Source organism: Ottowia sp., assembly GCF_035325765.1.
In the GTDB taxonomy this organism is placed as follows: Bacteria; Pseudomonadota; Gammaproteobacteria; order Burkholderiales; family Burkholderiaceae_C; genus Ottowia.
The window spans coordinates 13,476-35,755 of the sequence record NZ_DAOKZG010000019.1 but is presented as its reverse complement, the minus strand read 5'-3'; the positions used below and the strand labels follow the sequence as shown (position 1 = coordinate 35,755).

The window sequence follows — 22,280 nt, the reverse complement described above, 5'->3', positions numbered from 1 at the left end:
ACCGCGCTGCGCTTCGCGGGCAGGGCGGTCATGCGCCATCCGTCATTCCGGCCGCGGCGCCGCGGCGGGCGCCGCGCGCGCCGGCCACAGCACCGAGGCAATCGCCACGCACATCAGGCCCATGGCGCTCCAGTCCTGCCAGTGCAGCGCCTCGCCCAGCCACAGCGCGCCGGTGAACACGCCGACCACCGGGATCATCATCACGCTCAGCGTCGAGGCCAGCGGTGGCAGGTTGCGCGCCAGTGAAAACCATGCGGCCTGCGCCAGGCTCAGCACCAGCAGCGCATTGAAGGCGGTGGCCCAGACGGCTCCGCTGCTGGGAACGCGCCATTGGTCATGCTCCAGCCACAGGCCCAGGACGCTCAGCACCACGGCCGCCTCGGCCATCATCCAGAAGGCCAGCGTCAGCGTCGCCAGCGGCAGCGCGCTGCGGCGCAGCATCTGGGTGCCCTGCGCCCAGCAGGCGGCGGCCAGCAGCATCAACGCCACGCCCAGCGGACGCCCGCCCATCGACGCCAGTTCGTTCCACAGCAGCAACAGCACGCCCAGGGCGGCCGCCGCCACGCCGGCCCAGCCGCGCGCCGCCAGCCGGTCGCGGTAGAGCGCCGCGCCCAGCAGCGCCGAGAAGATCGGCATGGTGTAGCCGAGGATGGCCGCGCGGCCGCTCGAGAGCAGCGGCATGGCCACGATCATCGGTGCGTTCCACAACACCAGGTTGAACAGGCCCAGCCACAGCACGCGCGGCCAGTGGACGCGCGCAACCGCCAGCGGCAGATGCCTGGCGCGCAGCGCCAGCCACAGCACCGGCAGCGCCAGCCACATCGAGATGGCGCGAAAGCCGAGCGGAGGAAAGCCCTGCACGCCAACCTTGAGCACCGGCCAGTTGAGGCCCCAGACCAGGGTGACGAAGACCAGCGCGGCGAGCTGGCGGCGGGTCAGTGCGGGCATGGGGGATGATTGTGCCGAGCGCCGTGCCGCGGTGTCGACGCCAGGTCATTCATTCCTGAATTGATAGCTGCAGGCGTTTGATGGATGAGCTTCAAAGCAGGACGGTATTTGAAATTATCCATTCTGCACGGCCATTCTCGGCAGCAGCAGCGTGCGATTGAAACCGGATACAGAGGACGCAAAAGAGACCATCAGGATTTTCTGCGTCCGGCGGTTGGATGTTGGTGCCACCGGCAGGATTCACAAGTCGGTGCGCAGCCGCCACAGCTCGGGGAACAGCACCACGTCGAGCATCTTGCGCAGGTAGCCGACGCCGCTGGTGCCGCCGGTGCCGCGCTTGAAGCCGATGATGCGCTCCACCGTGGTCACGTGCTTGAAGCGCCACACCCGGAAGGCGTCTTCCAGGTCGGTCAGCTTCTCGCCCAGTTGATAGAGATCCCAGTATTGCTCGGGCGCGCGGTAGACAGTGAGCCAGGCGGCCTCGACGGCGTCACTGGCTTGGTACGGCTGCGTCCAGTCGCGCTCCAGGTGGCCGGCCGGAATGGACAGTCCGCGGCGTGCCATCAGGCGCAGCGCCTCGTCGTAGAGCGAAGGTGCCTCGTAGTAGGACTGCACCAGCGCCAGGCGCTCGGGCTTGTGCGCGTGCACCTTCAGCATGGCGGCGTTCTTGTTGCCCAGGGCAAATTCGATGCAGCGGTACTGATAGCTCTGGAAGCCGCTGGACGGTCCCAGGTAGGGGCGGATCGCGGTGTACTCGGGCGGCGTCATGGTGGCCAGCACGTCCCAGGCGTTGACGAGTTGTTCGAAGATGCGGCTCGCGCGCGCCAGCTTCTTGAATGCCGGCGGCAGGCGGTCGGCGCGGATGTCCTGCAGCGCCGCGCCAATCTCGGTCAGCATCAGCTTCATCCACAGCTCGCTGGTCTGGTGCTGGATGATGAACAGCATCTCGTCGTGCGCGGGCGACAGCGGGTGCTGCGCCGACAGGATCTGGTCGATGTGCAGGTAGTCGCCATAGCTCATGCTGTGCGCGTAGTCGAGCTGGGCGTGTTCCTGCTGCACGATGGATTCGGGGCTGGGGGTGGTCATGGTTGGGCTCCTTGGCGGGTTGGTTCAGAACATCCATGCGCAGAGGACGCAGAGGTTTCGCAGAGGACGCAGAGAATTCACAAAAACGGGACTTGAATTTTTGTGTTCTTCGCGCTTTTTCGCGTCCTTCGCGTCCGGTATTTGAAAGCGTGTGTTCAAGGATCCCGGCCGAGGCTGCGCAGCACGGCGCGCACGGGCGAGGCGTCGGCGGCGGTGAGCTTGAGCGGCAGGGCGATCAGCTCATAGTCGCCTTCGGGCACGGCATCCAGCACCAGGTTTTCCAGCACGCGCAGATTGCGCTGGCGGATCACCTGATGGCTGGGCAGCGCCTTGCTGTCGGCCGGGTCGATGCTGGCGCTGTCGATGCCGACCAGCAGCACGCCGGCGTCGGCCAGGCGTTCGATGGTTTCGGGGGCGAAGGCGGTCAGGGCCGGGTCCCAGCGGTCGACTGGCGCCTGGGTGCAGGTGCGCACCAGCACGCGCGGCGGCGGGTCGTCCAGCGCGTGCGCCAGGTGCTCCCAGCGGATGAGCGGGCGCACGCCGATGGCGTGGATCACGCGGCACGGACCGATGAAGGGTGCGAGGTCGAGCACGCCGATCGCTGCGCCCGTCGGGTCGTAGTGCAGTGGCGCGTCGGCGTGCGCGCCGACGTGCGGCGAGAGCGTGATGGCGCTGACGTTGACCGGGCAGCCCGGGCCGATCTGCGCCGACCATTGCTGCCGGTAGGGCGTGTCGCCCGGGAACACCGGCGCGCCGGCCTGCACCGGCGGCGAGATGTCCCAGAGGGTGAGGGCAGGCGTTGTCATGCCGGACCCGCCGCCATGGCCCCGCGCCGTCAGCCCGCCTGGCGCCCGAGCAGCAGGTACTCGAGCAGCGCCTTCTGCACGTGCATCCGATTCTCGGCCTCGTCCCAGACCACGGACTGCGGACCGTCGATGACGCCCGCCGTCACCTCTTCGCCGCGGTGTGCCGGCAGGCAGTGCATGAACAGCGCCTGCGGCTGGGCGACCGCCATCATCGCGTCGTCCACGCACCAGTCGGCGAAGGCCTGGCGGCGCGCCTCGTTCTCGGCCTCGTAACCCATGCTGGTCCAGACGTCGGTGGTCACCAGGTCGGCGCCGCGGCAGGCCTGCAGCGGGTCGTCGAAGACGCGGTAGCAACCGGCGCGCGGCGTGCGGCTGCCGAAGGCGAGCTGTTCGTCGACCTCGTAGCCGCTCGGCGTGCTGACGTGCACGGTGAAGCCCAGCAGGTCGGCAGCCTGCAGCCAGGTGTTGGCCATGTTGTTGCCGTCGCCAACCCAGGCCACGGTCTTGCCGGCGATCGGGCCGCGGTGCTCGATGAAGGTGAAGATGTCGGCCAGGATCTGGCAGGGGTGGTATTCGTTGGTCAGGCCGTTGATCACGGGCACGCGCGAGAACTCGGCAAAGCGCTCGATGCGCGCCTGCTCGAAGGTACGGATCATGACGATGTCGGTCATGCGGCTGATCACGCGCGCCGTGTCCTCGATCGGCTCGCTGCGCCCGAGCTGGCTTCCCTGGGCGGTCAGGTGCACGACGCTGCCGCCGAGCTGGTACATGCCGGCCTCGAAGCTGACGCGCGTGCGCGTGCTGGCCTTCTCGAAGATCATCGCCAGCGTGCGGTCGTTCAGGGTGTGGTGCTTCTCGTAGGCCTTGAACTTGCGCTTGATCAGCGCGGCCCGGTCGATCAGGTAGGTGTATTCACCGGCCGAGAGATCGGTGAACTGCAGGTAGTGCTTGATGGGTGGCGTGGTCATCGCGGCAGGCCCCTCATTCCTGCAGGAAGGCTTCGATCAGCGGCACCAGGATGGCGACCATCTCGTCGGCTTCGGCGCGCGTCAGGATCAGTGGCGGCACCAGGCGGATCACCGAATCGGCGGTAACGCTGATCAGGAGGCCCGCATGCAGCGCGCGCTCGGCCAGCACGCCGCAGGGCCTGGCCAGCTCGATGCCCAGCATCAGGCCCTGGCCGCGCACCTCCTTCACGCCCGGGTTGCCGGCCAGTGCCTGCTCGAAGGCCGCCTTCAGGTGGGCGCCGACCTCGGCAGCGTTCTGCAGCAGGCCTTCCTCCTCCATGATGCGCAGCGTCTCGACGCCGGCGCGCATGGCGAGCGGATTGCCGCCGAAGGTGGTGCCGTGGTTGCCCGGGCCGAAGATGTGCGCCGCCTTGGGGCCGGCGACCACGGCGCCAATCGGCACGCCCGACGCGAGGCCCTTGGCCAGCGGCATCACGTCCGGCCTGATGCCTGCCCACTGGTGGGCAAACCACTTGCCGGTGCGGCCCATGCCGCACTGCACTTCATCGATCATCATCAGCCAGTCGCGCTGGTCGCAGAGCTGGCGCACCTGGCGCAGGTACTCGGCGCGCATGGCGTTGACGCCGCCTTCGCCCTGGATGGTCTCGAAGAACACCGCCACCACGTTGGGGTTGCCTTCGGTGGCGCGCTTGAGCGCCTCGATGTCGTTCAGCGGCACGCGGATGAATCCTTCCACCAGCGGGCCGAAGCCGGCCTGCACCTTGGGGTTGCCGGTGGCGCTGAGCGTGGCGATGCTGCGGCCGTGGAAGGCCTTCTCGTAGACCACGATCTCGGGCCGCTCGATGCCCTTGTCGTGGCCGAACTTGCGGGCCAGCTTGAGTGCGGCCTCGTTGGCTTCCAGCCCGGTGCAGCAGAAGAACACGTTGCTCAGGCCGGATAGCTCGACCAGCCGCGCCGCCAGCTTCTCGGCATTCGGCGTGTAGTAGTAGTTGCTGCAGTGGATCAGCTTGGCGACCTGGTCCTGCAGCGCCGGCACCAGCTTGGGGTGGGCGTGGCCCAGCGTGTTGACGGCGATGCCGCCCAGGCCGTCGAGGTAGCTCTTGCCGTCCACGTCCCACAGTCGGCAGCCCTTGCCGTACGCCATTGCCGCCGGCAGGCGGTGGTAGGTATGCATCAGGTGCGGCTGATCCAGGTCGGGGCTGACGGTCACGGTGCGGACTCCTCGGGGCGATGCCATGCCAAAAAGAAGCGGGCCAACGCGGCCCGTTGAAGCCGCATTTTAGGGGCGCAGGCGCCGCGGTGCCGGAGCGCTCCGGCGCGGCCTGGCCAACGCCAGGCCGATCGCCCGGGGCAACGCTGAATGAGTCTCCGTGATGACGCGCGTCCTGGGTGGGGACGACACGCGAGACGCGGGGCACGGCTATGGCTGGGGCGCGCGAGCGTTCGCAACGAGGCAGACTGCCCCGGGCGGCGATGCGCGACGCGCGAGGGACTTGTCAGGGTTGCCCTAGAATCGGGCGCGCTGCCAGCCGTCACGAGCGGGCTTGACGCGGCATTCTTGCCATTGGGCTGTCCCGGGGCAGAAAGCGGCCTCCTGTGGGGGGCGCAGATCGATGGCAACCACTCCTTCCAGCGACGAAATCTTCATCCTCGGCCTGACCCGGGATGGACGGCGCTTCCGGCCGAGCGACTGGGCCGAGCGGCTGGCCGGAGTGATGGCGCAGTTCCGCCCCGGCGGCGCCGCGGCGCGGCACGGCCCCCTGACCTACTCGCCCTGGTGCATTCCCACCGTGATCGATGGCGTCAAGTGCGTGGTCGTCAGCCGGGCCCTGCGCGAGCACGAGCCGATGGCCTGGGACTTCGTCAACAACTTCGCCCGCGACAACGCGTTGCAGACGGTCGAGGCCTGCCTGTTGCGCGACGAGCCGCACGAGGCGAGCTGAGGTTTACCGGGGTCGGCGTCCCGGATCGCGAGCGAGCCGCCGCCTCGGCGTCATGACGCCGGGCGGCATGGCGTATCAGACCGCGGAGGGCGTGCCGGCTACCCAGCGCAGTCCCTTGCCCAGACTCAGGTAGTAGTCGCCCCGCGGGCTGAGGACCACGGCGTGTGACGCCGCAGGGTCGGTGAAGTAGCGCCAGCCTTGGGGCGAGGGCGTGCCGGCGACCCAGCGCAGCCCCTTGCCGCGGTTGAGGTAGTAGTCGCCCTCAGGGCTGATCACCACGGCGCGGCGCGCCTGCGGGTCGGTAAAGTAGCGCCAGCCATGGGCGCGCGTGCCTTCCGCAGCGTTGTTGGCGACGACCTGCATGCCGTGGTCGTAACCGGTGGCACGCGCGTCAGGCGCCTGGTGGTGGCGGTCGGCGGCCAGGAGCGAGGTGCTGGCGGTGCCGACCAGGATGGCGATCGTGGCGATCAATGCGGTCGATTTCATGGTGCTCTCCTTGGCGTGGCTCCCAGTCGATGTTGACTGTGGGGCCAGTGTGCGCGGGGGGCCATGAATCGGTGCTGAACAGCGTGTTTAGGTCGGGTTCATCCTGCCGGTCCGGAACCCGGACTCGCGCCCTGATCGGCTTGGTGCGCGACCGCGAGCCGCGGCCTGGCCGCCTGCACCAGCCTCGGTCTGGCTGGGTGACGCGCGGCGCCGTAGGTCCCATCGAATTCACCTGGCGCCGCGTCGCAGTCGGTCCATGTCGGGCACGATGATGCGGCGGCCCTGGACTTCAAGCAGGCCGGCGGCGGCCAGGTCGCGCAGGATGCGCGAGAAGTGCTCGGGCGTCACGTTGAGTTGCGAGGCGATCTGGCTTTTCGTGGTCGGCAAGGTCCAGGAGAGGCTTCGCGCGCCCTGTGCTTGGCGCGTCAGGTAGGCGGCGAAACGCGCGCTGCCGTTGCTGAGGGCCTGTTGGTCGAGTTCACTCACGAGCGACTGCACGCGTCGGCTCAGGCCGGCGATCATCTGCCGCGCGAATTTCGGATTCCGGTCCAATTCGGCAACCACGGCGTGCGCTGGCACCATCAGCACCAGGGCGTCACACGCCGCCTGTGCGCGCACCAGCGTCGGCCGCTCGAGAAACAGCACCGGCTCGCCAAAGCTCTCTCCGGCGTGTGCCAGCCCGGTCAGGCGGCTGCCGCGCACCGGCGTGGTCGAGATCAGCTTGATGTCGCCATACACCACCAGATAGATGCCGCGCGCGGGCTCCCCCTGGTCGAACAGTACTTCGCCCGCCTTGGGTCGCAGGGTGAGGGTCGCGCCTGCCAGCTGTTCGAGGGCTGCAGGCGACAGGCTGCTGAACAGCGGCATCTGGGCCAGCAGTGTGGCGGTCGGGACGGCGCGTCGATTCATCACCCGCCATTGAACACGGCGAACAGCGCAGAGTCGCCCGCATGGTCGAGCAACATGTCGCGCACCCACTGCTGCCAGGACTGCGCGAAGTCCGCGCGCGTCGTCGCGCCGGCGCCCGGCGCGAGCGCGGCGTGCAACTGCTCGGTCAGCCCCGGTGGTTGAGGCACAGCCTGGGGCTGGTGCGCGAGCGTCACCGCCGTGTCAGTGTCCAGCCGCGCATAGCGAATTTCCCCTGGCATGGGAATACCGAAACGCAGCAGATCCCGGCGCTCATAGCGGCCTGCCAGCCCCTTGAAGCCGCTGGCGGCCGCGGCGCCCGTGACCAGGCCCGCGATGCTGGCGATGACGCCGGCCACGCCTGCGTTGGCAGCCTGCCGCAACTCGACCCGCACGTTGCCGCGTTCAGGCAGACCGTCCGGGTACAGATGTGCCAGTGTCCTGCCGGTCATGAGCCAGGCGCTGGCCACCGTGGGGCAGGAGTGCCCCACCAGCTTGACGGCATCCAGGTAATGGTATTCGATCCGGCCACCCTCGGTCGCGCCGAGCAGGGCAGCTAGGGGATCGGCCATCAGGATCGGCGCCACCGCATCATAGAAGCCGGGCGTGTGCATCCCCGTGGCCCCGTACCGCGGCAGGGTGAAGTTCACGCCGGCCGCGCGCAGTTCAGTGGCCATCGGCGAGGGGTTTGAAGCCGGCGTCATCGAAGTGGCTGCCGTACTGGTTCACTGCACGCGCCACCTTCGTCAATCCGAGTGCCGGACGCAGTTGGGCGTCCTTGCCGGCCATGGCGTCGGCGCCCTGGCTGATGTCGGCGATAACCAGGTGCAGCATGGCGTCGGCCTCGGGTTCGAGCTTGCAGTTGGCGACGATGCCACCCACCTCGCTCTCGATCCGGGCCGCGAGTTGCTGGTAGCGCGCCGCGTCCAGGTTGCCGGCGTGGGCCGCGGCCAGCTCGGGCGCCACCAGGTCACGGATGTTCTTCATGCCGGCGCGCAGCGGCGCGTCGGTCGGCCACTTGCGGCCGTCGTTGAGGCTGAGCACGTGCGGGGCGGCACTGTCGTGGTCGTGTGCCGACGCCTGCGCCAGGGCGGTTCCGCCGGACGCTGTCGCGAGCGCGGCGACTGCCAGCGCGGGGATCAGGAAGTTGCGAATCGATGTCTTCATGAGGGACTCTCCAGTGAAACGACGGGCGCAGCTCGCCCGTCTGCGCTTTCTGACGCGGGGCCCAGGGCGGGGTTCAATCGACTTCTGGCGGACTTCGGAAATGTCAAGAAAATGACGGGGTGCGCGCGTTGGCAGCCTGCCGGCGCATCCGGTCGCGACCGGCTGCCAGCGATGCGGCCGTGGCCTGGCACTGGCGGTCACGGTTCAGCGCGACCGCCAGATCTCAGGCCTGGATGGCGCGCAGGGCCTGCGCGTCCAGGATGCGGACCCATTGGCGTCCGGTGTCGACCACGCCTTCGCGCTTCAGGTCTGCCATGACACGGCTGACGGTTTCGGGCGTGGCGCCGACCATGGCCGCGAGGTCCTGGCGGGACAGCGGCGCGCGGATCAGGATGCCCGGTTCGCTGGCATCGCCCAGGCGCTCGGCCAGCTTGAGCAAGGCCGTGGCAACGCGGGTGCGCACGTCCGAGGTGCTGATCTGGCGGATGGACTCGCGCGCGTCATCCAGGCTGCGTGCGACGCTGGCGAGCACGGCCAGGGTCACCTGCGGGTGCTGCTCCAGCAACTGCTGGAAGTCGGCGCCGGAAATGGCCAGCACGCAGGAGTCGGTCTGTGCCATGGCGGTTTCCGGGTAGTGCCGGGTCCCCAGCGGCGCCAGGCCGCCAAACAGCGCGCCCTGCGGCAGCAGGTCCAGCAGCACGTCATCGCCCGCTGCGCTGTGGCGCAACAGCTTGACCTTGCCGTGGGCGACGAAGAACAGGCGCTCGGCGTTGCTGCCCTCGTGGCAGATGATCGATTCGGCCGGGTAATGGAGCTCGCGGAAGCGTCGGTTCACCTGCTCCAGATCCTCGGCCGAAAGCCCGCTGAAATAGCGGGCCTGGCTCAGGATGTGGTGACGCAACTGCGGCGAGCAGTGCTCCGGCGTCACCGGGTCCGTGGTGGGCGGCGGAGTGCGGGGTGCCGCGTTCATGGTGCGTCTCCTGGCTTGATCGGGCTGGGCATCAGGAGCGCGATGCAGCCATTGCGGCGTATGCCTTGGCGCGCGGGGCCTTGCTGCCCCGGCGCGGCCGCATCAGGCGCATGCCGTTGAGGATCACCAGCAGCACCGAGGCCTGGTGGATGAACATGCCGCCGGCCATGTGCACCTCGCCCGCAAAGACACCCGCCAGCAGCCCGGCCACCGTGAGCAGCGCAATGCCGGTATTCTGGCGGATGTTGCGTACCGTGGCGCGGGCCAGCGTGATGGCGCGCGCCACGCGCTCCAGGTCATCGGTCATGAGCGCGATGTCGGCGGTGTCGATGGCCACGTCGGTGCCGGCCGCGCCCATGGCCACCCCCACGTCGGCGGTGGCCAGCGCCGGCGCATCGTTGATGCCGTCGCCGACCATCGCTGTGACGCCGGCTTCGGCGCGCAGGCGCTCGATCGCCTCGAGCTTGTGCTCCGGCAGCAGCCCAGCCTGCACTTCGGTGATCCCCAGGTCGCGCGCCACGCGCTCGGCGCTGGCCTGGTGGTCGCCAGTCAGCATGACGATGCGGCGCGCGCCGCCATCGCGCAGCTGCTGCAAGGCCGCGGCGGCCTCGGGGCGAACCTGGTCGGCAAAGCCAAGCAGGCCGAAGACCGTGCCGTCGACGCTGATCGCGGCCAGCGTCTCGCCGCGCTGGCGGATGTCGTCGGCCGCGGCCTGCGCCTCGGCCGGCCAGTCGGCCACGCGCTGGCGCAGCCAGTCCGGGCTGCCGATCTCGATGCGCCGGCCCTGCCAGCCGGCGCCGATGCCGCCGCCGGCAAAGGTCTCGAAATCGTCGGCGGCAGCAACTGGCTCGTCACCCTTGACTTCGCGCAGGATGGCGCGTGCCAGCGGGTGCTCGGAGCCGCCCTCGGCCACCGCCGCCCAGCGCAGCAGTTGCTGCTTGCGGTCGTCCTGACGGGCGCCGGGCATGGGCTGCAGCGCCGTGAGCGGCACGATCGAGGTCACGGCCGGCCGGCCGACGGTCAGCGTGCCGGTCTTGTCAAAGGCCACGGCACGGATGCGCGCGGCGGTCTCCAGGTACTCTCCGCCCTTGATCAGGATGCCCTGGCGCGCCGCCTGGCCGATGCCGGCGATCACCGAGATCGGCGTCGAGATCACCAGTGCCCCCGGGCAGGCCACGACCAGCAGCGTCAGCGCCAGCTCGATGTTGCGCGTCAGCGCGTAGGTGAGGATGGTCAGCACGATGATCGCCGGCGTGTACCACTGGGCAAAGCGCTCGATGAAGCGCTGGATCGGCGCCTTGGCCTCCTGCGCCTGCTCGACGCGCTGGATGATGTGCGCCAGCGTGGTGTCGGCGCCCACGCCCTCGGCGCGGATTTCCAGATAGCCGTCGTGGCTGACGGTGCCGGCAAACACCGGACTGCCCTCGGACTTGTCCTCGGGCATGGATTCGCCGGTGATGGCGGCCTGGTTGACTGCGGCGCGGCCGCTCAGCACCGTGCCGTCGACGCCGATGCGGCCACCGGGGCGCACGATCACGGTGTCGCCGGCAAGCACCTCGTGCGGCGCCAGCACCAGCTCGACGCCGGCCCGGCGCACCGTCACTTCAGTGGGTGCCAGGTCGATCAGGTCCTTGAGCGCGCCGCGTGTGCGGGCGATGGTGCGCGCCTCCAGATAGCCGCCCAGCAGGAACAGGAAGGTCACGGCGGCGGCTTCCCAGTATTCGCCGATCGCAATCGCGCCCACGGCGGCAATCGTCACCAGCAACTCGATGCTGGCACTGCGTGCGCGCAGGCTATGGAATGCCCGCAAGGCGATGTCGGAACCGGCGACCAGCGCCGCCAGGATCCAGGAAGCGGCGGCCAGGGGCTGCGGGCCGCCCAGGAAGGAAACCAGCACGCCGGCCAGCCCCAGCACGCCGCTGACCAGCGTCAGCAGCCCGCGGCGCTGCGCCGGTGCATGGCGCAGCCGCTGCAGGCGGGAAAAGAGATTGTTGGAAGTCATGGGTCGATCCTCGGTCGTCGGCTGCAGGCCGCCGGGCGCAAAGCCGCGCCCGGCACTCGTCGGGGCGGCTCAGAAGGCGCTGATGCGCGTGCCGTAGCCGACGTTGCGCACTGCTTCCTGCAGGCGCTCGGCGTTGACTTGCGTGGTGTCGTGCTCGACGTCGATCCGGCCGGAATTGAAATGCACCTTGGCCTCAATCACGCCCGGCAGGGCCTTCAGCGCCTTCTCGATCTTCCCGATGCAGGACGGGCAGCTCAGTTCATCGCTGCGCAGGATGGTTTTCATGGTGTGACTCCTTGGTCTGGTTGATGGGTCGGATTCAACTTTAGGAAACGGGCGCGTTCGCGTGAATGACCTGGCGCAGTTAAGGTCAGGCGTGGCGCGGATCCCACGCGTCTTGCCGATGCCGCGGCCAGGGCAGCCTGCTCAGGCGCGGCTGCCGTCGGTCCGGTCGGTGGAAAACCGACCCAATCCCAGCTCCACGATGCGATCGTCGCGGCGCAGCAGCCAGAGCGCTTCCAGGCCGAGCCGCCGGGCCAGCGTCAGGCCTTCGCCGGGGCCAGCGACCAACAGAGCCGTCGCCCAGGCGTCGGCGTCCATCGCCTCGCGCGCCAGCACGGTGACCGAGGCCACGCCGTTGTTCAGCGGCGCGGCGCGGCGCGGGTCCATGGTGTGGGCCAGGCGTTCCGCGCCGACCTGCCAGAAGCGGCGGTAGTCGCCCGAGGTGGCGACGGCCAGGTCCTGCAGCTCGAGCACGCCGAGGGCGGTCCGGCGGCCGGGTTCGGGGCTTTCCAGCGCCACGGGCCAGGGCTGGCCGTCGGCTTGGGCGCCGAGGGCGCGCAGTTCGCCATCGAGTGCGACCAGGGCGTGCTGGACACCGTGAGCTTGCAGCACGGCGGCCATGCGGTCGACGGCATAGCCCTTGGCGATGCCGCACAGGTCCACCTGCAGCGCGGCGTGCTTGCGCACGCGGCCGGTCGTGAGGTCGAGCTCCAATTGCGTGTGCCTTGGCGCCGGACTGTCGCCGCGCGCGACCCGGATCGCCGCCGGATCGGGTTGGTCGCGCGCCGCGCCAAAGCCCCAGGCATCGACCAGCGCGCCCACCGTGGGGTCGAAGGTGCCGGCGCTCAGGCGCGCGACGCCGAGGGCACGCGTCAGCACCGTGAAGATTTCCGGTGGCAGGTCGACCCAGGTGTCAACCGGCGCCCGGTTCAGCCGCAGCAGGTCGCTGCCCGGCTTCCACGGCGACATCTGCTCGTCGACCTGCCGCACCGCGGCGGCGAGCGCACGCTGCAGCACGCCGCAGTCCGTGGCGAGGCGGCCGTCCAGCGTCACCGACCAGCGTGTGCCCATGGTCGGCCCATGCAGGGTCTGGCGGGTTGCAGATTCCATCACTTCAGCTCTCCATGACGCGTGGCATCGCCCATGTCTCCTGGTCCTCCTGAAGATCGAATGGCCGCGGCTCCAGACCTGCCTGCGCAGGTCTCTGGGTGGGCCGAAGAGCCGCCGCCTCTGGCGGCGAGCACGTGGAGCGTAGCGGCATGGGGGATGTTCCGTCTCAGAACACGTCTTCGGCGTAGCGCCCCCTGGCCTTGAGTTGCGCCACGCTCAGGCGCAGCGCCGACAGGATGTGGTCCAGGGTGTCGGCCACGCCGCGCGCCATCGGGCGGCTGCCGCACACGCGCACGAGGGCGCCCTGGGCGACGAGCTGGCGCACGCGCTCGGCGTCGCGCCGCAGGGCGTCCTGGACATAGCCCCCGCCATCCGGCACGCGCGAAAATGCGGTCTGCACGCTGGCCACGCGGCCCTCGCCCCGCCAACGCTCGATGTCCGGCTTGAAGTAGTAGTCCCGCGCCGGATCGCGCGCGCCGAACCACAGGTGCATCGGCACGCGCCGTTCGTTGCGGCGAATGAAGCCTGCCAGCGGCGCGACGCCGGTGCCGGCACCGATCAGCAGCACCGGCCGGCGCCCGGCCGGCAGGGCAAATCCCGGGTTGGGGCGGATGAAGGCGGGAACACGGTCGCCCGGCTGCAGGCCCATGAGCCAGGTCGAGCACAGGCCGCCGGGCAGGTGGCGCACGCAGATCTCGACGAAGCCGTCGGCGCTGCCCGAGGCCAGCGAGTAATAGCGCGGCACGGGCGAGCCGGGCGGTACGATGGCGATCAGGTCGCCGGCGTCGAAGCGCGCCAGGCCGCGTCCGCGCAGGCGTTCCCAGAAGCTCTGCGCCGGCCAGCTGAAGCGCAGGATGGCGGCCGGCTGGCCTTCGCGTCCGGCATAGTCCTGACGCGACACCAGCCGCAGTTCGGTGGTCGCGGGCAGGCGCGGGCGGTAGTCCAGCGTCAGGGGTTCGCCCAGGGCCGCTGCCAGGGCCTCGCCCCAGAGCGCGAACTGCTGCGCCGACTGCTGGTGGATGCGCTCCAGCGGCAGCAGCGCCGGCCAGCCGCGCTCGCGCAACAGGGTGTCGACCTGCTCCGCGTAGGCGCAATAGGCCGGGAACTGGCGGTCGCCAAAGCCGAGCACGGTCACCGGGATATCGCGCGCCGGCAGCGCCGCGATGCGCGCCAGCGCCCCGCTGGCGTGCGCCGGTGCCTGGCCCTCGCCATAGGTGGCGGCCAGCACGAACATCTGGCGCGCCGCCGGGCCGAGCCCGAAGCGCTCCAGTGGCGCGCTGTGCACGCGGTGACCAGCGCGCACCAGGGCATCGTGCAGCGCCTCGGCAAAGCCCCAGGTGCTGCCGCTCTCGCTGGCGACAAAGATCAGCATGTCGGCCTGCGCCAACGGGCTGTTCTGCGTGATGCGGGGCCGATCCTGCCGCGAGCGCCACCAGATCAGCAGGCCGGAGACCCAGAACAGCGGGATGCTGGCACCGGTCAGCCCCAGCAGCACGGCCCAGCTCCACCAGGCGCCTTCGCCGGCGTGCAGCAGCAGGGCCCAGTCATAGAGGCGCTGCGCCGTGCTGGCAGGCTGGGTTGCGAGCACCTCGCCGGAGCTGCGATCGAGCCAGGTTTCGCCGTCTCGCGTGGTCAGCTTCCACGCATCTTCGGGATCGGCGGCATCCGGGAAGTTCAGCGCGCGCAGGTCCTTGAGCCGGACCTGCTGCAACAGCGCGATCCGTGCCCCCGCGATGTCAGGCTGGCCGTTGGCGACAGATGCCACCTCCGGCTCCGGCTCGGCGTCGAGCGCGACGAGGCCGAGCGTGGTGGCACTCATGTAGAGCGCGGTGACCGAGCTCAGCAGCAGCACCGCGAGCACGATGCGACCGGCGACCACGTGCACGCGCTGCGCCAGCGAGCCACGCACGCGGCCGGCCACGTGGCGCCAGCCGCCCATGCGGCGCAGCAGCAGCATCAGGCCGGAAATGCTCAGCAGCAGCATGGCCAGCGCCGTGGCGGCGGCGCCCCAGCGTCCGCCATCGCCGAGCAGCAGCGTGCGGTGCAGGTTCTTGACCCAGCGTGGCAGCACCGACGGCTGGTAAGGCCCGAGGATGGCGCCGTCCTCCGGGTCCACGCGCACGGCGCGGGCCTGGTCGTTGTCGAAGGAATAGACCACGACCACGCCAGAGGGCAGATGACGCAACTCCTCGATGCCTGGGATGCTGCGTTCCACCCGCTGCACCAGCGTGGCCACCGGCAGCTCCCGCGATCCGTCGGGCGCCTGCCAGGCCTGCTGTACCGGGTCCAGGGCCAGCAGGGCGCCGGTCAGGCCGAGCACGAGCGCGAGCATGCCCAGCACCAGACCCAGCCAGCGGTGGAGTGCCTTCCAGACCATTCTTCTTCTCCTTGCCTTGGCTTATGGCAACTGATAGGTGAGGGCCTGGATGTATTGCTTGCCCGCCTGCGGCTTGCCGGCGCCCGCACTGGTGAGCGGCACGCGGATTTCGGACGGGCTGTCTCGCATGTCCTCCACCGCGGCGTCGACGCGGATCTCGTAGCCGGCGTCGATCAGCGCGTCGGCCAGGTCGGCGCTGACGGTGAGCGTGCGGCCGGCGCCGACGCTGGCACCGGTCACGCCGGCCAGGCGCTTGGCGTCGCCGGCGGACAGGCGATTCCAGTCGGCCAGGTGCTTGTAGTACTTGGCCTTGCCGCCGGCCACCCACAGGGTGCCGGCGTAGGCACCCTTGGCGTCGGTCAGGTAGACGGCGAGATAGGCGCCGTCACCGCCGTAGTTCTTGAGCTGGGTGGTGATGCTGACCGGGCGGCTTTGAGCGAGCGCCGGCAAGGCCAGTGCACAGGCCGCCATGAGCGCGGTCAGGGTGGGCTTCTTGTTCATGGTGATGCTCCTTTGAAAGGTGGGTTTCATTCGATCTGGCCGCGTGGTGCGGTGCCTGGGGTGAACAGGGGGCTGGCGGCGGGCGTGGCTGGCGCGAGGCCGTCGCGGCTTTCGCCGGGATCGCGCGTGCGTTCGCGCTCACGCTTGCGGTCGGCCCGCTGGTCCTTGCGGTCGCGTTGCTTGAGCTTGACCACCTCAAGCGTTTCCGGATCGATCTTGGCCTTGAAACCGCGGCCTTCGGCGTCTGTGCCACGGATCTCGTAGCAGCCGTCGTCGATCTTCAGGCGCTGGACTTCCCAGCCCTTCTGTGCCGCCATCTGGCGCACCGCTTCGCGCGATTGCCAGCGCGACACCGGCGCGTCGCAGTCGTCGCCGGCCTGCGCCGGCACGGTGGCAAGCACGGCCGTGAGCGCGAGCAGGCCGCTGCCGAGGATCTGGTGTCGGTGTTTCATGGAAATCTCCTCTTCATCGGTGATCGGGGCTGGGGGTTGGCCTGCCGGACTCACGCCGGGGTCCTGGGCAGCGAGCGCTGTGTCGTGGCGTGCGTGGCCCTGGGGGCGCGCGGCAGCATGTGCCGCAGCGTGTTGTCGCGCAGGATGTAGTGATGCCAGAGCGCGGCGGCGGCGTGCGCGCCGATCAGGAAGTAACCCGCGGTGCCGATCAGCTCGTGGATCTGCTCCAGGGTGCGCGCCAGGGACCTGTCGGGCGCCATCAACGCGGGCAATTCCAGGCCGAAGAATGGCACCGGCTTGCCCTTGGCACTGAGGACGACCCAACCCAGCAGCGGCATGCCGACCAGGAAGGCGTACAGGGCCATGTGCATGGCCTTGGCCGCCCATGCCTGCCAGGCTGGAGGGGGAGGCTGGATGGCGGGTGCAGGATAGACCGCGCGCAGCGCGAGACGCACGAAGACGATGGCAAACACGACCAAGCCCAGCATCTCGTGCCAGACCTTGGTCAATTCGCGTGCCTCGCTGCCTTTCGGGAAGGCGCCGTGCAGCTCGATCAGCGCATAGACCGCGACCAGCAGCAGCACGGTCAGCCAGTGCGCACCGATCGACAGGGGGTGAAAGCGTTCGCGGGCGAGAGCGGTGGTCATGGTCGGCTCCTGCTTCAGATGGTCCTTACTTGCCCGTGCGCGTGTGCTCCACCTCGCCGGTGCGGCCGTTCACATGGAGTTTCACGCGCTCACCCTGGGCGGAGAGGGCCTTGACCTCGTAGCGGCCGTCGTCCCACTCGATCTCGCGGATCTCGCGGTACCCGGCTGCTTCGATGCGGTCGTAGATGTCGCGAATCGTCAACTGGGCGCCAGCCGGCGCCATGGCTGCGGGCTGGGTTGCCGCGGGGGCGGGGGTGGTGGTCTGCGCCTGCGCGAGGCCGAGGCCGACCGCGCTGGCGGCGGCGAGGGCGATCAGGGCGCGACGGCTGGTGGACTTGAGAGCTTGCATGATGGAGACTCCTGTTGCTTGCTTGCACCGGCACCGTACCGGGCATGGAAGTCATTCTTGAGGAGCCGCCCTGAACCGATGCTGAAGGGCCCGTTCATCGGCGGTTCATCCGCGCCCTGCTATAAATTCCGACATGACTGCACCCGCCATTCGCCACCTGCGCCACCTGGCCCTGCTGGGCCTGCTGGCAGGCGCGCTCGCCGTGGGCGCGCCGCTGCAGGCCGAGCCGAGCGACCACGACCTGGCGCGCCAGGCGCTGGAGCAGGGCCAGGTGCTGCCGCTGCGCACCGTGCTCGACAAGGTCGAGCGCGACTATCAGGGCCAGGTGCTGAAGATCGAGTTCGAGCACGAGGACGGCCGCTTCATCTACGAGATCCGCCTGCTGCAGCACGATGGCCACCTGGCCAAGCTCGAGGTCGATGCCACCAGCGGCGAAGTGCTGAAAGTCAAACGCAAGAGGCGCTGAATCTAAACTCGGCGGCTGACCGCTTGCGTCCGCCGCGAAGCGTGCATACACATGGGAACTGACCAATACGATCGCGCTCACCTGTCGGGTCCGCGCGCTGTCCATGCGCCAGCGCCGCTTTCACCGCGCCGTGCTGCGTTGCTCCTCGTTGCGCACCCCCGGATCCGGCCTCGTCTTCCGCGCAGGGCGCGGGCCGGCCAGAGGCCCAATCCGTTCATGCTGCCCCAAGGCGCGCAGGCGCCTCTGGGGCCGCAGCGCCCACCCTGGCCAGGCACGCCGACGGCGGCACGGGCGGGCTCGTCCAACTCCCGGATCTAGGCTCATGCGCATCCTGGTGGTGGAGGACGAGCCGACGCTGAGCGCCCAGCTCGTGCAGGCGATCACGGACGCCGGCCACACGGTGGAGGCGGCGCGCGACGGCAGCGAGGCGCACTACCTGGGCGACGTCGAGGAGTTCGATGCTGTCGTGCTGGACCTCGGCCTGCCGGTGCTCGACGGCCTGACGGTCCTGCGCCGCTGGCGCGCCGCCGGCCGCAACATGCCGGTCCTGATCCTGACGGCGCGCAGCGCCTGGCAGGAAAAGGTGGCCGGCATCGACGCTGGCGCCGACGACTACCTGGCCAAGCCCTTCCACATGGAGGAACTGCTGGCGCGCCTGCGCGCGCTGCTGCGGCGCGGCGGCGAGCATGCCAGCGCCGAATGGCAGTGCGGGCCGATCACGCTCGACACGCGCCAGGCGCGCGTGCTGGTCGACGGCCAGCCGCTGGTCCTGACCAGCCACGAATTCAAGCTGCTGGCCCTGCTGATGCAGCGCAAGGGCCAGGTGCTGTCGCGCACCGAACTGTCCGAGCACCTCTATGCCTACGACAGCGACCGCGACTCCAACACCATCGAGGTCTTCGTCGGCCGCCTGCGCAAGAAGCTGCCGCCCGGCAGCATCGAGACCGTGCGCGGCCTGGGCTACCGGCTGGTGGATCCCGCCGCCGACTCATGAAAGGAGGTTCGCTGCGGCTGCGCCTGCTGGCCGGGACGCTGGCCTGGGTCGTGGTCGCGATTGCGCTGGCCGCCTGGGGCCTGCGCAGCCTGTTCCAGGAGCACATCACGCAGCAGTTGCAGGCCCAGCTCGTCATGCAGCTCGACCACCTGAGCGCCGCCGTCGACTGGGAGCCGGGTGGCAAGGTGAGCGTCGGGCCGATGGCTGCCGACGCGCGCCTGGACCAGCCGCTGTCCGGCCTCTACTGGCAGGTCGACGAACTGGGTGCGGCAGCGCGCGCCGGCGTGGCGCGCTCGCGCTCGCTCTGGGACCAGGTGCTGCAGCTGCCGCCGGCATCCGCCGGCTACCCGGCGCAAGGCTATCGGGTGCTGCGGCTGCACGACGCCCAGGGTCACGCCTTGCTGGCCGTGGCGCGCGTGGTCGAGCTGCCCGAGGACGAGGCGCCGTCGCTGCGTCTGGTGGTGGCGGCCGATACCGCGCTGGTGGCCGAGCCGATCCAGCGCTTCACGCGCCTCTTGCTGATGGCCCTGGGCCTGCTCGCGGCCGGCCTGGCGCTGGCGGTGGTGCTGCAGCTGCAGCTGGCGCTGCGCCCGCTGGCGCTGCTGCGCCGCCGCCTGGCCGCGGTGCGCGGCGGAAAGGCGACCCGGCTCGAGGGGAACTTTCCGCAGGAGCTGCAGCCCCTCGTCGGCGAGTTCAACCACGTGCTGGCGGAAAATGCTGCCATGGTCGAGCAGGCGCGCGCCCAGGCCGGCAACCTGGCGCACGCGGTGCACACGCCGCTCACGGTGCTGGCCAACGCCGCGGCACAGGAGCAGGGTGCCCTGGCCCAGCTGGTGCGCGAACAGGTCGACAGCGCGCGTCGCCAGGTCGACTATCACCTCGCGCGCGCGCGGGCCGCTGCCGCCGTGCGCGCCACGGGCCTGGCCACGCCGGTGCTGGCACCGCTGCAGGCCCTGCTGCGCACCATGGCGCGCCTGCACGCGGCGCGCGCGCTGGCCTTCGAGCTGGCACCGGACGCTGCCGACGCGGCTTTCCGCGGCGAGGAGCAGGACCTGTACGAGCTGCTGGGCAACCTGATCGACAACGCCGGCAAGTGGGCGCGTGCGCGCGTCCGGGTCGACGTGCGGCGCGACGGCGACCGGCTGTGCTTCACCGTGGACGACGACGGACCTGGCATCGCGCCAGCCGAGCGCGAGCGCATGTTCGAGCGCGGCGTGCAGCTCGATGAGCGCCGCCCCGGCTCGGGCCTGGGCCTGGATATCGTGCGCACCCTGGCCGAGACTTATGGTGGCAGCATCGAGGCGCTGGAGTCGCCACTCGGCGGCCTGCGCATGCGGCTGTGCCTGCCGGCGGCCTGATGTGCCATCACATCGGAGCGCCGTGGGGCAGGCGCATCGCCGCAGCGTTGGCGTTGGCAGGCTCCCGCCTGGACGTTGGGCGTGAAAATTTGTTCGGGCGCAGACAAGCCGGGTCGCCGATTCCATCAATCGCATCACGCTCGGCTCGGCCAAGCAGCGCGTTGCGCTCCCAGCCGGCGGCGCTGGTCGCCGCGTCGACCAGGTGGGCCCAGGTGCAGCGATTCGCAAACAGCATGCCGGGCACGTCCAGGGTGCCCCCGCGGTTGATGTAGCCCAGCGCACGGGTCCGCGCCCGGCCGCCGTCGATCCGCCGCAGCAGCCCGAGCATTGCTTCGGGGCGCGTGTGTGTGATGATCACGCGGGGCATGTCCGGCGGGCACAGTGATTGTGTGAACGATTCGCTGGCCGTGAACGTCGCTTCCAACTCGTCGCGTGGCAGGCGCAATCGTGCTGGCTCGAGTAACACGGTCACGCACGCGCGCTGGCCGCGTTGTGCCAGGTGTTGCTGCGCCTTGATCGCCTCTTCAAGCTGATAGGCTCCGATTGCCACGAACTGAACTTCCGCGTCGCTCGGGGAGCCGATCAAGTGGACCGCGCCATCGTGCATCAGGCGCTCAGCGGTCGCGGCATCGAGTCGATGGGTGGTTTCGCGCTTGGAGACGATTAGGCACGCGATCTGCCCGCGTCCGGAATAGACTTCCCGCAGGGCGGCTATGGCCGTGTTGCCATCAACTGGGAACAACACTCGAGCTGTGTCTGACATCTCGCCCAGCAGCGCCTCGCCGATCGTGGGGTCTTGGTGCGACTGCTCATTCTTCGCGTTCTCCCAGGTGTGTGAAGTGACTACGAGTGGGACCGACAACCAGCCAGCGGGTCGACCAGCCTGGCGCTGGCGACGTGCGAAATTGATCTCCTGGCGAATCAGGCCGAGCATCTTGACCGCAAATGCTTCATAGCTAACGATCAGATTCAGGCCACCCTTGTTGGCCAGCGCCGCAGCCGCTACGGCCTCTTCGTTCAGCGCAGTGATCACGCTGCCAAGCCGATCTTCCGGCACACCTGCTTCGGGTTGATTGACGCGGTGCTTAAGCAGCCGCAGCGTGGTGCCCATCTTGTTGCTGGCCAGCTCGTCCGGGTTGCCGACCCGCGGACGCAAGCCCGGGTTCGCCTCGACAAAGCGTGCGAACCAGACGTCCAGTGCTTCCATCGCGCTGCCTGCGGTACCGGGCAGCGCGGGGATTGCTGGCGGCAACACCGGCGCAGCGGGCCAGCGGTGCGCCATCGGATGAGCGCTCTCCAACGGGCGATGCTGGATGGTGTGGTTCGAAAGGGCGGCCAGCGCCTCGTCCAGTTCGTGCGCGGGTACAAACAACCCATGCGCGCTGTGATTGAAGAGGGCGCGCATCCCGGCATCGTGGCGTGGGTTCGTTTCGAGGGAGAGATTGTGGGCAGCGTTGGTACCTGCTCCGTAGAAGCCATATCCTTTCTCGGTTTGCGCGATCACGTAGGGTAGAGGCGCCGGGTAGTGACGCTCCGGCGTGCCAACGAAGTTCTGCAACCCCTGTTCGGCCTCGATGATGGCCCAGGCGATGGCCGCCGGATCGCGGCCATCGACGGTACAAGGCGTGAATCCGTTGTGGCGTAAGTCTTCCTCAAGCCACCGTGCGCCACCCTGTTGGGCGATCTGGGTGCGCTGTTCGATTCGGCGGCCGTTGTGGATCATGACCGGTACCGCGAGACCGCAATCCTCGGCTCGCCACCAGCGCGGCGCCCAGTCTGACCCGCGCTGCTCTTCGAATGCACCATCGCTGAGAAACGCCACCAGCGACTCGCCGGGCAAGGGCATGTGCACGTACTGGAGTTCGGCGAATCCGAGATAACCGCCTTCGGAGACGGCGCCCGCCGTGTTCGGCCCGGCGTGACTGCCCACGGGAACTGCCGCTTGGCCAAGCGCGTCGATCGCATACGAATAGAAATCGCGGCACAGGCGCGATAGCCCGGCCTCGCTGCGATCGTAGCGGCCCTTCTGGGTCGGCGAGACATCGCCGGTCAGGGCATTGACGGCTTCAATGGCGGCCACGCAATGGCCCTGGCCCATGATCCAGCCGCGCGTGGTGCCCGTGAGCGCATTTGCTAGTAAATAGCCAACGAAGGCGGGCACCATGTTGAGAGCACCCCCCGTGTGTCCTTCGGGCACCGCCTTGAAGTCCTCGGCCGCCAGCGGCGCCCCAGACAGGTCGAAGCGGCGTGCGTAACTCATGTGCGCTACGACGTTCATCGCGACGCAGCTCAGGCGGTCCGCCGCGGCCAGCAGCCCGTAGGCCTCGCAGGCATCGTCGAAGCGGCCGTTGGCGACGAGGCGTTGGATGAGCGCGTCCACCCGGTGCACCGTCGCGAGCGTGTGCACGATGGGTCCGCGGCCAATGAGCCAGCGCTGGCGATTGGGGGCAGAAATGATCATG

General features: G+C 69.5%; 23 protein-coding genes. 4 read left to right on the top strand and 19 right to left on the bottom strand.

Annotated features, from left to right (window positions below; translation table 11 throughout):
• Positions 1-42: 42 nt before the first annotated feature.
• The 5 genes from PKA16_RS08395 to PKA16_RS08375 all read right to left on the bottom strand — a co-directional run bounded on the left by PKA16_RS08395 (position 43) and on the right by PKA16_RS08375 (position 4,982).
• Positions 43-948 carry an EamA family transporter gene (locus PKA16_RS08395; RefSeq protein WP_324402232.1) on the bottom strand — a complete coding sequence of 302 codons (906 nt, stop codon included), beginning with the start codon at positions 946-948 and terminating at the stop codon, positions 43-45.
• Positions 949-1,188: 240 nt separating this feature from the next.
• The gene (kynA, locus tag PKA16_RS08390) at positions 1,189-2,034 is read right to left on the bottom strand and encodes a tryptophan 2,3-dioxygenase (RefSeq protein ID WP_324402230.1); all 846 of its coding nucleotides are present in this window, start codon (positions 2,032-2,034) and stop codon (positions 1,189-1,191) included.
• Positions 2,035-2,189: 155 nt separating this feature from the next.
• Positions 2,190-2,840, bottom strand: a complete 651-nt coding sequence (gene kynB / locus PKA16_RS08385; RefSeq protein WP_324402228.1) for an arylformamidase — start codon at positions 2,838-2,840, stop codon at positions 2,190-2,192.
• 29 nt (positions 2,841-2,869) lie between these two features.
• Positions 2,870-3,793: an ornithine carbamoyltransferase gene (gene argF / locus PKA16_RS08380; protein ID WP_324402260.1), complete on the bottom strand. Its 924-nt coding sequence runs from the start codon at positions 3,791-3,793 to the stop codon at positions 2,870-2,872.
• A 28-nt stretch (positions 3,794-3,821) separates the two neighbouring features.
• The gene (locus PKA16_RS08375) at positions 3,822-4,982 is read right to left on the bottom strand and encodes an aspartate aminotransferase family protein (protein ID WP_324402258.1); all 1,161 of its coding nucleotides are present in this window, start codon (positions 4,980-4,982) and stop codon (positions 3,822-3,824) included.
• A gap of 439 nt (positions 4,983-5,421) precedes the next feature.
• Here PKA16_RS08375 and PKA16_RS08370 point away from each other — a divergent pair, with 439 nt between their 5' ends.
• Positions 5,422-5,751 carry a DUF3579 domain-containing protein gene (locus PKA16_RS08370; RefSeq protein WP_324402226.1) on the top strand — a complete coding sequence of 110 codons (330 nt, stop codon included), beginning with the start codon at positions 5,422-5,424 and terminating at the stop codon, positions 5,749-5,751.
• Between the two features lie 75 nt (positions 5,752-5,826).
• Here PKA16_RS08370 and PKA16_RS08365 read toward each other — a convergent pair whose 3' ends face one another.
• From PKA16_RS08365 to PKA16_RS08305, 13 genes are all read right to left on the bottom strand, one after another.
• Positions 5,827-6,237: a hypothetical protein gene (locus tag PKA16_RS08365; RefSeq protein WP_324402225.1), complete on the bottom strand. Its 411-nt coding sequence runs from the start codon at positions 6,235-6,237 to the stop codon at positions 5,827-5,829.
• Between the two features lie 228 nt (positions 6,238-6,465).
• Positions 6,466-7,146, bottom strand: coding sequence for a Crp/Fnr family transcriptional regulator (locus PKA16_RS08360; protein ID WP_324402223.1), 681 nt, complete (start codon positions 7,144-7,146; stop codon positions 6,466-6,468).
• Positions 7,146-7,820 (bottom strand): hypothetical protein, encoded by a 675-nt coding sequence (locus PKA16_RS08355; protein ID WP_324402221.1) that lies wholly within the window; start codon positions 7,818-7,820, stop codon positions 7,146-7,148. Before PKA16_RS08355 ends, PKA16_RS08360 begins: the two co-directional genes overlap by 1 nt.
• The gene (locus PKA16_RS08350) at positions 7,810-8,310 is read right to left on the bottom strand and encodes a hypothetical protein (protein ID WP_324402220.1); all 501 of its coding nucleotides are present in this window, start codon (positions 8,308-8,310) and stop codon (positions 7,810-7,812) included. The genes PKA16_RS08355 and PKA16_RS08350 overlap by 11 nt, the downstream gene beginning before the upstream one ends.
• Positions 8,311-8,533: 223 nt before the next feature.
• Positions 8,534-9,280 carry a Crp/Fnr family transcriptional regulator gene (locus tag PKA16_RS08345; protein WP_324402218.1) on the bottom strand — a complete coding sequence of 249 codons (747 nt, stop codon included), beginning with the start codon at positions 9,278-9,280 and terminating at the stop codon, positions 8,534-8,536.
• A 31-nt stretch (positions 9,281-9,311) separates the two neighbouring features.
• Positions 9,312-11,282, bottom strand: a complete 1,971-nt coding sequence (locus PKA16_RS08340) for a cation-translocating P-type ATPase (RefSeq protein WP_324402216.1) — start codon at positions 11,280-11,282, stop codon at positions 9,312-9,314.
• Between the two features lie 69 nt (positions 11,283-11,351).
• Positions 11,352-11,567 carry a heavy-metal-associated domain-containing protein gene (locus tag PKA16_RS08335; protein ID WP_324402214.1) on the bottom strand — a complete coding sequence of 72 codons (216 nt, stop codon included), beginning with the start codon at positions 11,565-11,567 and terminating at the stop codon, positions 11,352-11,354.
• 141 nt (positions 11,568-11,708) lie between these two features.
• Entirely contained in the window at positions 11,709-12,674 is a 966-nt protein-coding gene (locus PKA16_RS08330) for an FAD:protein FMN transferase (RefSeq protein ID WP_324402212.1), read from the bottom strand.
• 166 nt (positions 12,675-12,840) lie between these two features.
• Positions 12,841-15,051, bottom strand: a complete 2,211-nt coding sequence (locus PKA16_RS08325; protein WP_324402210.1) for a PepSY domain-containing protein — start codon at positions 15,049-15,051, stop codon at positions 12,841-12,843.
• A gap of 21 nt (positions 15,052-15,072) precedes the next feature.
• The gene (locus PKA16_RS08320; protein ID WP_324402208.1) at positions 15,073-15,552 is read right to left on the bottom strand and encodes a DUF2271 domain-containing protein; all 480 of its coding nucleotides are present in this window, start codon (positions 15,550-15,552) and stop codon (positions 15,073-15,075) included.
• A gap of 26 nt (positions 15,553-15,578) precedes the next feature.
• A complete protein-coding gene (locus PKA16_RS08315; protein WP_324402206.1) occupies positions 15,579-16,004 on the bottom strand; it encodes a PepSY domain-containing protein in 426 nt (141 codons plus the stop codon).
• Between the two features lie 50 nt (positions 16,005-16,054).
• Positions 16,055-16,651: a cytochrome b gene (locus tag PKA16_RS08310; protein ID WP_324402204.1), complete on the bottom strand. Its 597-nt coding sequence runs from the start codon at positions 16,649-16,651 to the stop codon at positions 16,055-16,057.
• A gap of 25 nt (positions 16,652-16,676) precedes the next feature.
• Complete coding sequence (locus PKA16_RS08305; protein WP_324402202.1) at positions 16,677-17,000, bottom strand: PepSY domain-containing protein; 324 nt, start codon at positions 16,998-17,000, stop codon at positions 16,677-16,679.
• A 133-nt stretch (positions 17,001-17,133) separates the two neighbouring features.
• Here PKA16_RS08305 and PKA16_RS08300 point away from each other — a divergent pair, with 133 nt between their 5' ends.
• The 3 genes from PKA16_RS08300 to PKA16_RS08290 all read left to right on the top strand — a co-directional run bounded on the left by PKA16_RS08300 (position 17,134) and on the right by PKA16_RS08290 (position 19,818).
• The gene (locus PKA16_RS08300; RefSeq protein ID WP_324402200.1) at positions 17,134-17,466 is read left to right on the top strand and encodes a PepSY domain-containing protein; all 333 of its coding nucleotides are present in this window, start codon (positions 17,134-17,136) and stop codon (positions 17,464-17,466) included.
• A 322-nt stretch (positions 17,467-17,788) separates the two neighbouring features.
• The gene (locus PKA16_RS08295; RefSeq protein WP_324402198.1) at positions 17,789-18,460 is read left to right on the top strand and encodes a response regulator transcription factor; all 672 of its coding nucleotides are present in this window, start codon (positions 17,789-17,791) and stop codon (positions 18,458-18,460) included.
• Positions 18,457-19,818 (top strand): sensor histidine kinase, encoded by a 1,362-nt coding sequence (locus PKA16_RS08290; protein ID WP_324402196.1) that lies wholly within the window; start codon positions 18,457-18,459, stop codon positions 19,816-19,818. The genes PKA16_RS08295 and PKA16_RS08290 overlap by 4 nt, the downstream gene beginning before the upstream one ends.
• A 7-nt stretch (positions 19,819-19,825) precedes the next feature.
• Here the strand turns inward: PKA16_RS08290 and PKA16_RS08285 are convergent, their stop codons facing one another.
• On the bottom strand, positions 19,826-22,279 hold the full coding sequence (locus PKA16_RS08285) for a xylulose 5-phosphate 3-epimerase (protein ID WP_324402194.1): 2,454 nt from the start codon (positions 22,277-22,279) through the stop codon (positions 19,826-19,828).
• Position 22,280: the final 1 nt, after the last annotated feature.